At 52.5% G+C, this 15,175-nt stretch carries 14 protein-coding genes, 4 tRNA genes and 1 other RNA gene; 5 read left to right on the forward strand and 14 right to left on the reverse strand.

What is annotated here, in order from left to right; genetic code table 11:
* Nucleotides 1-49 precede the first annotated feature (49 nt).
* From crr to cysZ, 5 genes are all read right to left on the reverse strand, one after another.
* A complete protein-coding gene (gene crr, locus C7433_RS10620; RefSeq protein ID WP_006117800.1) occupies nucleotides 50-550 on the reverse strand; it encodes a PTS glucose transporter subunit IIA in 501 nt (166 codons plus the stop codon).
* Nucleotides 551-592: 42 nt separating this feature from the next.
* Entirely contained in the window at nucleotides 593-2,320 is a 1,728-nt protein-coding gene (gene ptsI / locus C7433_RS10625; protein ID WP_110268150.1) for a phosphoenolpyruvate-protein phosphotransferase PtsI, read from the reverse strand.
* 159 nt (nucleotides 2,321-2,479) lie between these two features.
* On the reverse strand, nucleotides 2,480-2,737 hold the full coding sequence (gene ptsH / locus C7433_RS10630) for a phosphocarrier protein Hpr (RefSeq protein WP_003848868.1): 258 nt from the start codon (nucleotides 2,735-2,737) through the stop codon (nucleotides 2,480-2,482).
* Nucleotides 2,738-3,127: 390 nt separating this feature from the next.
* The gene (gene cysK, locus C7433_RS10635) at nucleotides 3,128-4,096 is read right to left on the reverse strand and encodes a cysteine synthase A (RefSeq protein ID WP_033740801.1); all 969 of its coding nucleotides are present in this window, start codon (nucleotides 4,094-4,096) and stop codon (nucleotides 3,128-3,130) included.
* A gap of 141 nt (nucleotides 4,097-4,237) precedes the next feature.
* Entirely contained in the window at nucleotides 4,238-5,005 is a 768-nt protein-coding gene (gene cysZ, locus C7433_RS10640; RefSeq protein WP_054633375.1) for a sulfate transporter CysZ, read from the reverse strand.
* Nucleotides 5,006-5,223: 218 nt separating this feature from the next.
* Between cysZ and zipA the strand changes: the two genes are divergently transcribed.
* The 3 genes from zipA to C7433_RS10655 all read left to right on the forward strand — a co-directional run bounded on the left by zipA (nucleotide 5,224) and on the right by C7433_RS10655 (nucleotide 8,528).
* Nucleotides 5,224-6,222 (forward strand): cell division protein ZipA, encoded by a 999-nt coding sequence (zipA, locus tag C7433_RS10645; protein WP_110268151.1) that lies wholly within the window; start codon nucleotides 5,224-5,226, stop codon nucleotides 6,220-6,222.
* A gap of 67 nt (nucleotides 6,223-6,289) precedes the next feature.
* A complete protein-coding gene (gene ligA, locus C7433_RS10650; RefSeq protein WP_033740798.1) occupies nucleotides 6,290-8,308 on the forward strand; it encodes an NAD-dependent DNA ligase LigA in 2,019 nt (672 codons plus the stop codon).
* Nucleotide 8,309: 1 nt separating this feature from the next.
* On the forward strand, nucleotides 8,310-8,528 hold the full coding sequence (locus tag C7433_RS10655; protein WP_039339860.1) for a DUF3820 family protein: 219 nt from the start codon (nucleotides 8,310-8,312) through the stop codon (nucleotides 8,526-8,528).
* Between the two features lie 43 nt (nucleotides 8,529-8,571).
* On the opposite strand, the gene C7433_RS10660 is transcribed toward C7433_RS10655, so the two are convergent.
* Nucleotides 8,572-9,579, reverse strand: a complete 1,008-nt coding sequence (locus C7433_RS10660; protein WP_006117793.1) for a bile acid:sodium symporter family protein — start codon at nucleotides 9,577-9,579, stop codon at nucleotides 8,572-8,574.
* A gap of 95 nt (nucleotides 9,580-9,674) precedes the next feature.
* On the opposite strand from C7433_RS10660, the gene C7433_RS10665 reads away from it, so the two are divergent.
* The gene (locus tag C7433_RS10665; protein WP_033740794.1) at nucleotides 9,675-10,595 is read left to right on the forward strand and encodes a LysR family transcriptional regulator; all 921 of its coding nucleotides are present in this window, start codon (nucleotides 9,675-9,677) and stop codon (nucleotides 10,593-10,595) included.
* On the opposite strand, the gene C7433_RS10670 is transcribed toward C7433_RS10665, so the two are convergent.
* The 6 genes from C7433_RS10670 to C7433_RS10695 form a co-directional block, all read right to left on the reverse strand.
* The gene (locus tag C7433_RS10670; protein ID WP_006117791.1) at nucleotides 10,592-10,945 is read right to left on the reverse strand and encodes a FlxA-like family protein; all 354 of its coding nucleotides are present in this window, start codon (nucleotides 10,943-10,945) and stop codon (nucleotides 10,592-10,594) included. The two genes, C7433_RS10665 and C7433_RS10670, sit on opposite strands and share 4 nt — an antisense overlap.
* Before the next feature lie 294 nt (nucleotides 10,946-11,239).
* A non-coding RNA gene (locus C7433_RS10675) (RtT sRNA) lies at nucleotides 11,240-11,372 on the reverse strand.
* A 31-nt stretch (nucleotides 11,373-11,403) separates the two neighbouring features.
* Nucleotides 11,404-11,479, reverse strand: a tRNA-Lys gene (locus tag C7433_RS10680).
* Between the two features lie 4 nt (nucleotides 11,480-11,483).
* A tRNA-Val gene (locus tag C7433_RS10685) sits at nucleotides 11,484-11,559 on the reverse strand.
* A 41-nt stretch (nucleotides 11,560-11,600) separates the two neighbouring features.
* Nucleotides 11,601-11,676 (reverse strand) — tRNA-Val (locus C7433_RS10690).
* 47 nt (nucleotides 11,677-11,723) lie between these two features.
* Nucleotides 11,724-11,799: transfer RNA gene (locus tag C7433_RS10695), tRNA-Val, on the reverse strand.
* Nucleotides 11,800-12,068: 269 nt separating this feature from the next.
* On the opposite strand from C7433_RS10695, the gene gltX reads away from it, so the two are divergent.
* On the forward strand, nucleotides 12,069-13,487 hold the full coding sequence (gene gltX, locus C7433_RS10700) for a glutamate--tRNA ligase (RefSeq protein ID WP_033740793.1): 1,419 nt from the start codon (nucleotides 12,069-12,071) through the stop codon (nucleotides 13,485-13,487).
* Nucleotides 13,488-13,615: 128 nt separating this feature from the next.
* On the opposite strand, the gene C7433_RS10705 is transcribed toward gltX, so the two are convergent.
* Nucleotides 13,616-13,969, reverse strand: a complete 354-nt coding sequence (locus C7433_RS10705) for a YfeC-like transcriptional regulator (protein WP_033740792.1) — start codon at nucleotides 13,967-13,969, stop codon at nucleotides 13,616-13,618.
* Nucleotides 13,970-14,080: 111 nt separating this feature from the next.
* Nucleotides 14,081-14,869, reverse strand: coding sequence for a formate/nitrite transporter family protein (locus tag C7433_RS10710; RefSeq protein WP_006120379.1), 789 nt, complete (start codon nucleotides 14,867-14,869; stop codon nucleotides 14,081-14,083).
* Nucleotides 14,870-15,175: the final 306 nt, after the last annotated feature.

Consider the following 15,175-nt stretch of genomic DNA (forward strand, 5'->3'; position numbering starts at 1 on the left):
CAGAGACGTGAAGCATAAGAGAACGGCACCCTGAGGTGCCGTTTGTGTATTACTTTTTGATGCGAATCACCGGGGTTTCACCCACGACGACCTGACCAGACAGTTTTGTCAAATCCTTGATTTCATCCATATTGGAAATGACAACAGGGGTCAGTGTGGATTTTGCTTTCTCTTCCAGCAGCGGCAGATCGAATTCGATCACCACGTCGCCTTTTTTAACCTTCTGACCTTCTTCGGCGATGCGTTTGAAGCCTTCGCCTTTCAGTTCGACGGTATCGATGCCGAAATGCACGAACAGCTCAATGCCATTATCGGATTCGATTGAAAAGGCATGGTTGGTTTCGAAAATCTTGCCGATAGTCCCATCAACCGGCGCAACCATTTTGTTGCCGCTTGGTTTGATCGCAATACCGTCACCCACGATTTTTTCTGCAAACACCACATCTGGTACGTCTTCAATATTCACGATTTCGCCAGACAGAGGCGCTACGATATCAATTGTCCCAGCGCTATCTGTTTTTTCGCCAAAAAGTTTAGAAAACAAACCCATGATCTTCTCCTAAGCAGTAATTTGGGGCCAGCATCTCGTGGATCAGCAGAGCGTTTTTTCTTTAATGAACTTGTTCACCAGGTTCATCAAGTCTTCCGCCGTAGGTTGAGCCAGTGCCTGCTCTGCCAACGCCTTCGCATCTTCGAAATGTGTATTACGAATAATTTTCTTGATGCCAGGGATAGAAATGGCACTCATGCTGAATTCGTCCAGCCCCATTCCCAGTAACAGTAGTGTAGCACGTTCGTCACCTGCCAGCTCACCACACATGCCAGTCCATTTACCTTCAGCATGAGACGCATCAATGACTTGCTTGATGAGGTTCAGTACCGAAGGCGTCATCGGGTTATACAGGTGCGAAATCAAATCATTACCACGATCTACTGCAAGAGTATACTGCGTCAAATCGTTTGTCCCAATGCTAAAGAAGTCGACTTCTTTCGCCAGGTGACGTGCAATCACGGCAGAGGCAGGCGTTTCCACCATAATGCCCACTTCGATTGACTCGTCAAACGCTTTACCTTCTTCGCGTAACTGCGCTTTCAGCAGCTCCAGTTCCGCTTTCAGCGTACGCACTTCTTCAACCGAAATGATCATCGGGAACATGATGCGCAGCTTACCGAAAGAAGAGGCACGTAAGATAGCACGCAGCTGTGCATGCAGAATTTCCTTACGATCCATCGCAATACGGATGGCGCGCCAGCCCAGGAACGGGTTTTCTTCTTTAGGCAGGTTCATGTAAGGCAGGTCTTTATCACCGCCAATATCCATGGTACGGACGATCACGGCCTGCGATCCCATGGCTTCTGCGACCGCTTTATACGCCTGGAACTGCTCTTCTTCGGTCGGCAGTGAGTCGCGATCCATAAACAGGAACTCAGTGCGGTACAGGCCAACACCTTCTGCGCCGTTGCGCTCGGCACCGGCGATATCGCGTACCGTACCGATGTTGGCGCAGACTTCAACCTGATGGCCATCCAGCGTAACAGCCGGCAGATCTTTCAGCTTCGCCAGCTCGTGTTTTTCAGACAGATACTGATTCTGAACCGCTTTCAGCTCTTCCTGAACCGCCTCAGACGGATTAACGTGAATCGCATTGTTCACCCCGTCCAGAATGATGAAATCGCCGTTTTTGATGGTGGTGGTCACGTTACCGGTGCCGACAATCGCCGGGATTTCTAACGAGCGTGCCATGATTGAGGTGTGCGAGGTACGGCCACCCAAATCGGTAATAAAGCCCAGCACCTTTTTCAGATTCAGCTGTGCGGTTTCGGATGGCGTTAAATCTTTCGCCACCAGAATAGATTCTTCCTGGATTGCGCTCAGGTCGACAATGTGCAGACCTAAAATGTTTTGCAGCAGACGCTTACCGATGTCACGCACGTCTGCCGCACGCTCTTTCAGGTATTCGTCGTCCAGCTCCTCCAGGGCTTTTGCCTGGGCGTCGATGACGGAGTTCACAGCAGCATCAGCAGTGGCGTGATCTTTTTTGATCAGGTCGATGATTTCCTGCTCCAGCTCTTCGTCTTCCAGCAACATAATGTGGCCTTCGAAGATGGCTGCTTTTTCTTCACCCAGGGATTCGCTGGCTTTGATACGAATGGCTTCAAGTTGCTCAGCCGCTTTGCTACGCCCTTGCAGAAAGCGCTGAACCTCCTGCTCAACCTGGTCATCTGAAATTTTTTTACGGTTGATGACGATCTCGTCTTCTTTCAGCAGCAGAGCTTTGCCGAAAGCGATACCTGGTGATGCTAAAATGCCTGAAATCATAACCCTACCTTTTTATCACGATGGCTGACTGGACTCGTTGCGTTGCCATAGTCGTGTGACACGTACTCTACGAAAGCAATAACGCGGACAGGTTGTCCGCGATCAAGATGTTGCACACAATGGCGCAGAAGAGTCGTTTTAAGCGGAGCAGAAAGGAGATTACTCCAGTTCCGCCATCAGCTTAACCAGATGCTCTACGGCTTTTTGCTCATCTTCACCTTCCGCAGAAAGTGTGACAACGGTGCCCTGAGTCAGACCCAGAGTCTGCAGCTTAAACAGGCTTTTGGCGCTGGCCGATTTGCCGTTGGAGGTCACGGTGATTTCTGACTGGAAGGCTTTAGCTTCTTTGACAAATTGCGCAGCAGGGCGAGTATGCAGTCCGTTTGGTGCGGTAATGGTAACTTCTTGCTGGAACATTCTATTTCCCCAACGTTTTCAGGATGAGTGTTATGGATCTAAAGTCTAGCCTGGAGCCGTAACTTTAGCCTGTGTAGGTGCGCGGGTATACAACTTACAATCGAACAAATGCGCTTGAATGAGTGTTTCATTCCCGCTGCGTGTCAAAACACGAGTTGAGCACGTCACCGGGTAATTATGCCGTGATTCGCCCTTTCACTAAATCTGAAACTTGATTCAGCTTGATCCACTTCAAAGGAGGATTAATTTCAGGCATCGAAATAATTGGCAGTCTAAATACCAGAGCCACACGACTGAAATCAATTGGCTGCATGGTAAAAGTGAGATCTGCGCCACAAAAAAGCACCCGTCAGGGTGCTTTTTAAGCGTTTGTCCAGGGCGAACTACGGGCTATTGCAGCTCTTTTTCCGTGAAAAGATCGGCGAACAGCGCGGTGCTGAGATAGCGCTCACCGGAAGAAGGAAGAATGACAACGATGTTTTTGTTGGCGTAGGCTTCATCTTCCTGCAACTTCAGCGCGGCGGCAACGGCGGCACCCGAAGAGATACCGGCCAGAATGCCTTCTTCTTCCATCAGGCGACGGGCCGTGGCGATCGCTTCATCATTAGTGATGCCGACAGCTAAATCGATCAGCGCCAAATCCAGGTTACCCGGAATAAAGCCCGCGCCAATCCCCTGAATCTTATGCGGGCCGGGTTTCAGCTCTTCGCCCGCCATCGCCTGCGCAATCACCGGTGAGTCAGTGGGTTCTACGGCCACGGTGATCAAGGATTTCTTACCCTGGGTGTTTTTGATGTAACGGCTTACGCCTGTCAGCGTGCCGCCGGTCCCCACACCGGCAATGAACACATCCACTTCACCATCCGTGTCTTCCCAAATTTCGGGACCGGTGGTTTTCTCGTGAATTTCCGGGTTGGCCGGGTTACTGAACTGCTGCAGCAGCAAATACTTGTCGGGATCGCTGGCCACGATCTCTTCGGCTTTGGCGATCGCGCCTTTCATGCCTTTTGCGCCTTCGGTCAGGACCAGATTTGCGCCCAGGGCTTTAAGCAACTTACGGCGCTCAACAGACATGGTGTCCGGCATGGTCAGCGTCAGTTTGTAACCGCGCGCGGCGGCCACGTAGGCTAATGCAATACCGGTGTTACCGCTGGTCGGTTCAACCAGTTCAATACCTTGCTTAAGAATACCGCGTTTTTCTGCGTCCCAAATCATGTTGGCACCGATACGGCATTTCACACTGAAGCTCGGGTTACGGGACTCAACCTTCGCAAGGATGCGGCCGTTACCGATGCGGTTCAGTCGAACCAGCGGCGTATGACCAATTGTCAAAGAGTTGTCTTCATAGATCTTACTCATAGCCTGTCCTTAACTGTATGAATTATTGGGAACCCTCTGAGCATACCTGTTCTGCCCCGTGGCGGAAGGAAAGAAATCATATATCTATATGTCTCATGGCGATAAGACCTGCCGAAAATTGCATAAGGATAGTTGATATGTTCAGCGCAGGCTTTCACGAGCCAGGTTCGCCCGGTAGCGATCAACCCACATCGCGGTGGCCCCGCACACGGCGACCGGCATAATGGCCAGGTTCACCACGGGAATCATTGTAAAGAGGCTCACCAGCGCGCCAAACTGCATATTGGCTGTCTTGTGCTGGCGTAAGGCATGACGCATCTGCTGAAAACTGACTTTATGGTTATCGAAAGGATAGTCGCAATACTGAACAGACAACATCCAGGCGCTGAACATAAACCACAGCACGGGTGCCACCGTCTGCCCAAAACCCGGAACTAAATAAAGTAATAACAGGCCCAGTGCGCGGGGCAGGTAGTAGCCCAGCTTTTGTAATTCGCGTTTCATGATGCGCGGCACGTCTTTAACCATGCCCAGCCAGCCGCTGTCAGGCAGTGGTTTACCCGTCAGCCGCCCCTCAAGTTGTTCCGCCAGCAGGCCGCAAAACGGCGCGGCAATCAGGTTGGCTATCGTTGAAAAGAAATAGCTAAACACCAGCACCACCGAAATCACCGACAGCGGCCACAGCACATAGCTGAGCCATTGCAGCCAGTCCGGCACATGCGACATCAGTTTGGGGATCCACTCGTCAAGACGGAAAAATAACCAGACAAAGGCGCCGCCTAGCAGCAGGATGTTGACCAGCAAGGGAACGATGACGAAGCGCCGTATGCCCGGTAACCTGATTAGCTTCCAGCCCTGGCTAAAATAGTGCACGCCATTAAAAGAGGAAACGGAATTATTCACAGCCATCGAGCCAGTTCTCCTGAAGATGTTAAGGCGCGCCTACTATAACCTGGCTTTTTCTGCTGACCAGGTGCCGTTTGGGTAAAAAAACAGCGAAAAAGTGGCGGTGAGCTATCTTATTTGTGAGAAAATACTGCACAGACTTGCACTTATCTGGCAGGGCAAATACAGTTAGAGAATAAAGTTTGCCGCGGTGGCAAGGTATTGGAACAACAGAGAATACAATGATGCAGGATTTGCGTCTGATATTAATCGTTGTTGGCGCGATCGCCATTATAGCGCTTCTTATTCACGGACTGTGGACCAGCCGTAAAGAACGCTCTTCAGTCTTCCGCGATCGCCCGCACAAACGTTTGAAACAACGTGATGAACATGATGATGAGACGCTGACCGACGACGTTGATGACGGCGTCGGTGAAGTGCGTGTGCGTAATACGCGCGGGCACCAGGAGCCTCATTTTGACGACATCCGCGAGCCACAGCCTGAAGTGCGGCGTGAGCCTGTTAAGGTGCGCCCGCGTCAGCCTTCTGCGCCGCAGCCTGAAAGCGATCCTCTTTTTGACCCGGCACCGCAACCGGAACGTGCGCCACAACGGCCTGCACCGACTCGCCAGCCACCAGCCTTCACCGCACCGCCGGTTCAGGCCGATCCGTTGCTGGATAGCGATCCGCTGGACAGCGTTCAGCCTAATCCTGTTTATCAGGCCGAACCTGAGCCTGACTATGAGCCTGAACCTGAGGTGGTCAGTCCGCCGCCGCAGCCGAAACAACCTGAACCTCGTCCGCAGACCAGCAGTAAGCCCAAAGAAGCGGTGCTTGTGCTGCATGTCGCGGCGCACTCAGGCGGTCAGCTGAATGGTGAAGCCTTGCTACAGGGCATTTTGCAGGCCGGTTTTCAGTTTGGTGAAATGAACATTTTCCATCGTCATCTCAGTCCGGCAGGCAGCGGTCCTGTGCTGTTTAGTCTGGCTAACATGGTGAAACCCGGTTCCTTCAATCCAGACGAAATGACCGACTTCACCACGCCTGGCGTCTCCATTTTCATGATGGTGCCGTCGTATGGCGATGCGAATCAGAACTTTAAGCTGATGCTACAGTCCGCGCAGCGTATCGCGGACGATGTGGGCGGTGTGGTACTGGATGACGAACGCCGGATGATGACGCCGCAAAAGCTGGAAACTTACAAAGCGCGTATCCGCGATGTGGTCGAATCCCGCGAGTAATCCACACTTTTTCAAATTATTATGATGAACCCCCGCCTGTCGGGGGTTTTTTATCTGATGGGGTTATATGAAATCCGTCCAGGAACACATCACTGAACTGCGCACCACGTTGCGCCATCACGAATATCTGTATCACGTTATGGACGCGCCGGAAGTGCCGGATGCGGAATACGATCGCCTCATGCGGGAACTGCGGGATCTGGAAGCACAGCATCCTGATCTGATCACGCCTGATTCCCCCACGCAGCGCGTAGGGGCCGCCCCGTTGATGGTATTTGAGCAGGTACGCCATGAAGTGCCGATGCTGTCACTGGATAACGCGTTCGATGAAGCCAGTTTCAGGGCCTTCAATAAGCGCGTCCAGGATCGTCTGAAAAGCACCGACGATCTCACCTATTGCTGTGAACTCAAACTGGATGGCCTGGCGGTCAGCCTGTTGTATGAAGATGGCTTATTAACGCGCGCGGCGACGCGCGGCGATGGCACAACAGGCGAAAATATCACGACGAATGTGCGGACGATTCGTGCCATTCCGCTGCGCCTCAAAGGGGACAATATTCCCGCCAGAGTAGAAGTGCGTGGAGAAGTGTTTATGACGCAAAGCGGCTTTGAAAAACTCAATGCCGAGGCGCGCCGTACAGAGGGCAAAGTCTTTGCCAATCCACGCAATGCGGCAGCGGGCTCGTTGCGCCAGCTGGATCCCCGTATCACCGCGAAACGACCGCTAACGTTCTTCTGCTATGGACTGGGCCTGCTGGAAGGGGGCGAGATGCCCCGCAGCCACATGGCGCGACTGCAACAGTTCAAAGCCTGGGGCCTACCGGTCAGCGACCGTATTCGTCTGGTGCAGAACGCCGATGAAGCGCTGGCGTTTTATCACGAGGTTGAATCAGAGCGGGCCACGCTGGGTTTTGATATCGACGGCGTGGTGATTAAAGTCGATTCGCAGGAATTGCAGGAAAAGCTGGGCTTTGTCGCGCGCGCGCCGCGCTGGGCCGTGGCGTTCAAGTTTCCTGCGCAGGAGCAGATGACGATTGTGCGTGACGTCGAGTTCCAAGTGGGGCGGACGGGCGCTATTACACCTGTTGCCCGGCTGGAACCCGTTCAGGTGGCAGGCGTGATGGTCAGCAATGCCACATTGCATAATGCCGATGAAATTGAACGCCTTGGCCTGCGCATTGGCGACAAAGTCGTGATTCGTCGTGCCGGCGATGTGATTCCTCAGGTGGTCAACGTTGTAACCACCGAACGGCCTGACAATGCCCGTGAGATCGTGTTTCCCTCTCAGTGCCCGGTATGCGGTTCCGATGTTGAACGCGTTGAGGGCGAGGCGGTCACGCGGTGTACCGGTGGCTTAATCTGTGGCGCACAGCGCAAAGAAGCGCTGAAGCATTTTGTGTCGCGGCGCGCCATGGACGTTGACGGCATGGGTGACAAGATTATCGATCAACTGGTCGAGAAAGAGTACGTCAAAACCCCGGCCGATCTGTTCCGGCTCAGCCGTGAAACCCTGACCGGGTTAGATCGTATGGGCGCGAAGTCGGCGCAGAATGTGGTCGACGCGCTGGAAAAAGCCAAATCCACTACGCTGGCGCGTTTCCTCTATGCGCTGGGTATTCGCGAAGTCGGCGAAGCCACGGCGGCAAACCTGGCCAGTCATTTTGGCGATCTGCAAAAGGTCATGGATGCCGATCTGGACGCGCTGATTGCGGTTCAGGATGTGGGCACGGTCGTCGCGAAGCACGTACGTCACTTCATGGAAGAAGAGAGCAACCGCGAGGTGATCCGGCAGCTGGTTGAAGATATTGGTATCCACTGGCCCCAGGTGGTGGCGGTGAACCCCGGCGAGATCGACAGTCCGTTTGCAGGCAAGACCGTAGTGTTAACGGGCTCACTCTCGCAGATGAACCGGGACGATGCCAAAGCGCGACTCATCGAACTCGGTGCCAAAGTCAGCGGCAGCGTATCGAAGAAAACCGATTTGCTGATCGCAGGAGAAGCTGCGGGTTCGAAGCTGGCAAAAGCGCAGGAGCTGGGCATCGAGATCATTGATGAAGCCGAAATGATCCGGCGACTCGGTACCTGAGATGGATAAGCAGGCGCTGATCGAGATTGCGAATACGGCCATGCCGTTTGGCAAATATAAAGGCCGGATGCTGATTGATTTGCCAGAGCCCTATCTGCTGTGGTTCGCCCGCAGCGGCGAGTTTCCGGCTGGTCGTTTGGGGGAGCTGATGCAGCTTACCCTGGCGATAAAAATTGAAGGGCTGGAAGGGTTAGTTAAACCTTTAAAGCGTGGTGACTGAGTTCGCGGCCTCGCATGAGGCCGCTTGTCTGAACGTGTTTCCGTTATTTCTGCGATTCCACGACAGCCGCTTTGCTTTTCTCCGCCTGCAACGCATTGGTTCGCTTGTAACGTCCGGCAATAAACGAGCACACCATCAACTGAACCTGGTGAAAAATCATCAGTGGCAAGACGATGATACCCACCGCGCTGGCGGGGAACAGGATATTGGCCATCGGCACGCCGTTCGCCAGGCTCTTTTTCGAGCCACAGAACAACACCACGATTTCATCGGGACGACTGAAGCCAAACAGGCGCGCAGCTAGATAGTTAATAATCAGCACCAGCGTCAGGAGCAGGATGCAGCCCGCCAGAATCCACAGCAGCGTATCAATCCCGACGCGTTTCCAGATGCCGTTCACCACCGCTTCGCTGAACGCGGAATAAACCACCAACAGAATGGACGTCTGATCGGTGATGCCAATCAGGCTACGGTTCCTTTCCACCCAACCGCTAATCCAGCGGCGTGACAGATGACCTAAAACAAACGGCACTAACAGTTGCAGCATGATTTTACCCACCTGCTCAAGGCCATCGCCTGGTCCGTTACTGTTGACGTCCATCACCAGATTAACCAGCAGCGGGGAGACGAAAACACCTAACAGGCTGGATGCCGATGCGCTGCACACCGCCGCAGCCACATTGCCGCCAGCCATTGAGGTGAAGGCGATGGCCGACTGGACGGTGGCAGGCAAAATGCAGAGGTAAAGGAAGCCGGTATAAATTTCTGCGCCGACGTTAACCGGATGCCACCAGACAATCAGCAGCCCCAGCGCCGGGAACATAACAAACGTACTGCACATGATCCAAAGGTGAAGCCGCCAGTGGCTGCTGCCTGCGATGATTTTTTCGCGTGACAGTTTGGCACCGTGCATGAAGAACAGCAGGGCGATGGCGGCGGTGGTCAGGTACGTGAAAAAGTCGACGAAGCCGCCTCTCGCCGGAATGAAAGAGGCCAGAAGTACAGTGATGATCAGCTTGATCATCATCGGGTCAATACGGAGAAATCCCATCGTTAAAATCCGGTTAAATTAAGTCTGGAGTGATTGTGCGTGATGAGGGTTTAGAAATAAAATTGATTTATTAAATGAATCTATGTGAGAAATTAATGAATTACTCCCTACGTCAGTTACGCACCTTTGTGGCCGTTGCGCATTATGGTGGCTTTAGCCAGGCAGGGCAGGCGATTGGGCTGAGTCAGTCTGCGGTCAGCCACAGCATTAAAGAGCTGGAAGCGGAAACGGGCGTCCGCTTGCTGGATCGCACGACGCGCGAGGTGGTGCTGACCGAAGCCGGGCAGCAACTGGCTTCGCGTATGGAAAGGTTGCTGGAAGAGATAAACACCACGCTGCTGGATATCCGTAGCTACGGCGAACAACGCAGTGGGACGGTACGCATCGCGGCGAGTCAGACGATCTCAGCCCACCTGATGCCGCAATGCCTTGCCGCCAGTCAGCAGAGCTACCCGGAAATAAAGATCATCCTGCACGATCGGGTGCAGCAGGCCGTGCTTCAGAGCGTACGTCACGCCGAAGTCGATTTTGGCATTGTGATTGGCCCGCTGAATGACAGTGAATTCGATTGCTGCGCCATACTGGATGAACCCTTTTTACTGCTGTGCCGGGAGGATGATCCGCTTGCTGAGGTCGGGCAGGCAAGGTGGCCGATGTTGGAGGGACGTACGATGGTGCTTCAGGATTATGCGTCGGGCAGCCGGATATTAATTGACGCGGCGTTACGTCAGCAGAACATCAGTATCAATGTGGTTCAGGAAATCGGTCATCCGGCCACGCTGTTTCCTATGGTTGATGCAGGTATCGGGATCAGCATTTTACCCGCGCTGGCGTTACCGCTTCCTGCGGGGCGCGCGTTAACGGTAAGACGTCTCTATCCTGAGATCAATCGCAGCCTGACATTAATTAAGCGCAAGAATCGCTCGTTAACGCCTGCGGGCGAGGCCATATGGCAGGAGGTGCGTCAGCAGGGAGCTCTGCTGACGCAACAACGTGCTTCCAGTCCTGCGTTTTAAATATAGACGTCGAGCTGATTATTTTGGGTAGGGCGATTGACGCCGTCGGCTGACACGGTTTTACCTTCTTTTTCCGCCTGTTTCGCTTCGGCTTTTTGTTGCTCTTTGCGTTGCAGCTGCTGGATTTGCGCTTCTAAAACCTGAATCTGCGCTTTGATTGTATCCTGCTGCTTCTTCTTTTCTTCGGTGGTCAGTGTCTTATCATCGCCCAGACTTTTTAACTGGTCGTTCAGGCGCGAAATCTGCTTATTCAGACTGGCAATTTGTGCTGCCGTGTCTGATGAGGCGCTTGTCGTATCTGACGTTGAGCCACTGCCGATGCTCGGTGTGCTGGTTGAAATAGTTGTCATGATGATCTCCTTGCAATTAGACGTTTTAGGTTATCGGATGCGCGCGGCAAAAGCTTAATGCCTCAAAATGTTAAATTTACGAAAAGATTTTTACAGATTAACGTTAGTCCTTACCATTCAGTTGAGTAGACGGGTAACGGTGGCGGATACGGCTGTTGGTTTCATTATTTCGGCAGTGGGAAAAAGCAGGGCGGGTAACTGAACCTGCGGCAGATTCTCATTCCGCACGTCAGGCAGCGGAGCGCAGAAACGAAAAAAGCGCCTGAAGGCGCTTTTTCCTGAATTTGGTGGGTTTGGTGGGTCGTGCAGGATTGCCTTCGGCCCGGCGGGCCTCGCCCTTCGGGTGATGCTGGCGCATCAGCCTGAATCGCTGCGCGATTCAGTCGAACCTGCTGCAGGTTCTCATCCTGCACTTTTTGCGCATAGCAAAAAGGCGCCTTTAGGGCGCCTTTCTACATTGGTGGGTCGTGCAGGATTCGAACCTGCGACCAATTGATTAAAAGTCAACTGCTCTACCAACTGAGCTAACGACCCGAAGTGGTGGGTGATGACGGGTTCGAACCGCCGACCCCCTCCTTGTAAGGGAGATGCTCTACCAACTGAGCTAATCACCCACTTCGGTACTGCTTCACAAGAGTGTCATCTGACTAAGATATGGTGGGTGATGACGGGTTCGAACCGCCGACCCCCTCCTTGTAAGGGAGATGCTCTACCAACTGAGCTAATCACCCATATCTTATCTCTTGTCACTGCGGGCCATCTTAAACCTTCTTAAGAGTGGTGGGTGATGACGGGTTCGAACCGCCGACCCCCTCCTTGTAAGGGAGATGCTCTACCAACTGAGCTAATCACCCCCGCTGTGTGGAGTCGCATTATAGGGATAGTTGATTTTGAGTCAACGCTTTTTAAAACTTAATTGTGCGTTCGGTTTAATTTTAAACATCTCGCAGGGATTTTATCCAATATGCTGGTTTTCTTAGCAGAAATGCGGGCTTTGCTGCCGCTCTGCTACGTTGCATGCATTGAGGATTCATCATCAGGTGCTAGAATGTGCGCACTGTTTTCGCGTCTAACCTGTTTTTTGTCATCCAGACAAGAACCCGCGCATTTAAGGCAATACTGAATGAAAATCAAAACTCGCTTCGCGCCAAGCCCTACTGGCTTTTTACATGTAGGCGGTGCTCGTACCGCACTCTATTCATGGCTCTTTGCTCGTCATCATCAGGGCGAGTTTGTGCTGCGCATCGAAGATACCGATCTGGAGCGTTCAACACCGGAAGCCATTGAAGCCATTATGGACGGTATGAACTGGCTGAGTCTGGACTGGGATGAAGGCCCGTATTATCAGACCAAACGCTTTGATCGCTACAACGCCGTCATTGATGAAATGCTGGAAGCAGGCACGGCTTATAAATGCTACTGCTCTAAAGAGCGTCTCGAAACGCTGCGTGAAACCCAAATGGCGAACGGTGAAAAACCGCGTTACGACGGCCGTTGCCGCGACAGCCACGAGCACCATGCCGCAGACGAACCTCATGTGGTGCGCTTCCGTAACCCGCAGGAAGGCTCGGTCATTTTTGATGACCAGATTCGTGGCCCGATTGAATTCAGTAATCAGGAACTGGACGATCTGATTATTCGCCGTACCGACGGCTCGCCAACCTACAACTTCTGTGTCGTGGTTGATGACTGGGATATGGGCATTACGCATGTTGTGCGCGGTGAAGACCATATCAATAACACACCACGTCAGATCAACATTCTGAAAGCCATCGGGGCTCAGGTACCGGTTTATGCGCATGTTTCCATGATCCTGGGCGATGACGGTAAAAAACTGTCTAAGCGCCATGGTGCAGTCGGTGTTATGCAGTACCGTGATGATGGTTACCTGCCGGAAGCGCTGCTCAACTATCTGGTGCGTCTGGGCTGGTCCCATGGCGATCAGGAAGTGTTCTCCGTTAAAGAAATGACAGAGCTGTTTAGCCTGGACGCGGTAAGCAAATCCGCCAGCGCCTTTAATACGGAAAAACTGCAGTGGTTAAATCATCATTATATTAATGCGCTGCCACCGGAGTACGTTGCCACGCATCTGCAATGGCACATCGAGCAGCAAAACATTGATACGCGTACCGGCCCGGAGCTGGCGAAACTGGTTACGCTGTTGGGGGAACGTTGCAAAACGCTGAAAGAGATGGCGGCATCCTGTCACTATTTCTACCAGGACTTCACAGAGTTCGATGCGGATGCCGCGAAAAAGCATTTACGTCCGGTCGCCCGCCAGCCACTGGAAGTGGTTCGCGATAAACTGGCTGCATTAACTGACTGGAATGCCGAAACGGTGCATGCCGCTATCCAGCAGGCTGCCGATGAGTTAGGCGTCGGTATGGGTAAAGTCGGTATGCCATTGCGTGTAGCCGTTACCGGAGCAGGGCAGTCACCGGGACTGGATGTGACGGTCGAAGCGATTGGCCGCAGCCGTAGCGTTGAGCGTATTGAGAAAGCGCTGGCCTTTATTGCTGAGCGCGAAGCGCAGAGCGAATAATCTTTCTCTTTGACGGCTGGCGGTGATGTTATCAGGACACTTACTGACAACACCCGACTAAAGTCTGAGCCGCGGGACGTGATTGTCAGCGGCGCAAAAAAACCGGAAGCCTCGCGCTTCCGGTTTTCTTATTCTTCACGAATGCCCAGACGCTCAAGCACACCTTTTATCCCTTCCCGCAAAATCAGGGCCATAAGTTGATCCTGTTCATTCTGACTCATTTGCTGGACAGAACTTATTAATAACGCAGGTAATGAATTAGGTGGAGGAGTATAATTGCCTGTAGGTTCATTGAGATTACGTGTCGACTGAATGAAGCTTTTTACGCGCTCATCAATGTGGATCAGTCTCGCTTTTCCGCCCTGAACGCCGGGTTTTGGCGTCGTCGTCCAGTTCTCGCGTTTGATCCATTTGTTCACCGTCTGCCGACTGTAGCCCGTTTCGATTGCCAGTTCTTCCGGAGTAAGCCATTCCTTTTTCACGATGCTGTCCCTGTTCAATACATTAGCTATACATATTACAGGAAATCGTAACGGGTGAAAGTAACGGAAAACGAAATTGCCTTTTGTCTCTCAACAAAAGGCAATGAGGAATTATTGCGCAGTGTGTGCCTGTTCGGCAGCGGGGCGGAACGCCAGGAAGTAAGCCAGACCCACGAAGACGGCACCGCCTACAGCATTACCTAAAAATACCGCCACAAAATTCGGGAAGTATTCAGCCCAGGTCATCTGACCGGCGAAAATCGCCGCAGGAATAATGAACATGTTGGCGACAACGTGCTGGAAACCAATCGCCACGAACGCCATCACCGGGAACCACATACCAAAAATTTTACCGACGACATCTTTACTGGCGAATGCCAGCCAGACGGCCAGGCACACCAGCCAGTTACAGCCAATGCCGGAGATAAAGGCATGCAGGAAATCGGCATGCACCTTCGCATTCGCAATCGCCAGCGTTTTTTTCAGGTAATCACCTTCGGTCATGGCCAGCATGTGACCAAAGAACCAGGCAATCGCGATGCTGCCGAGGAAGTTCGCAATCGTTACCCAGAACCAGTTACGTAATACGCTGTAACCGCTAACACGGCGGGCAAACCAGGCAATGGGCAGCGTCATCATGTTACCCGTTAGCAGCTCGCCCCCGGCCAGAATGGTCAGGATCAATCCCACCGGGAACACGGCAGCCCCTAAAAAGCCACCAAATGACCCCCAGTCTGCGGGTAAAGAGTTAATGACGTGAACATCCAGCAGGAACCCTGTAGCAATAAAGGCACCGGCCATGAAACCAAGAATGATAAGGGAGCTAATGGAGGCATGGCTTTTGGCCACCCCTGCCTGAATCGCCAGTTGGGCGATCTCTTTAGGTGTATGCAGCGACATATATTCTCTATTGATTTTAGTGGTGGAGCGAAAACGCCTGGTTGAAGAACGGTGCGCTGGAGAAAACCATGCAGCCGTATTAAATAGCGGGCTAAGTTTTACACGACATTACAGGGAAGACAAGATAATTCCTATAACATATTTAACGATGCATTAACTTAACGCCGATCAAAAAGGTTTAACCCCGACCAGACACCTTACATCATATTAACAAGCTCTTTTTCTGCGCAAACGGACGTCATCGCGTTAAGTTTGCCGTCTTTTTCAGCGATCAAACACAGAATGTGATTTTGCCGTTGACACTCC

It is taken from the genome of Pantoea sp. PNA 03-3 (assembly GCF_003201175.1).
GTDB classification, from domain to species: Bacteria; Pseudomonadota; Gammaproteobacteria; order Enterobacterales; family Enterobacteriaceae; genus Pantoea; species Pantoea stewartii.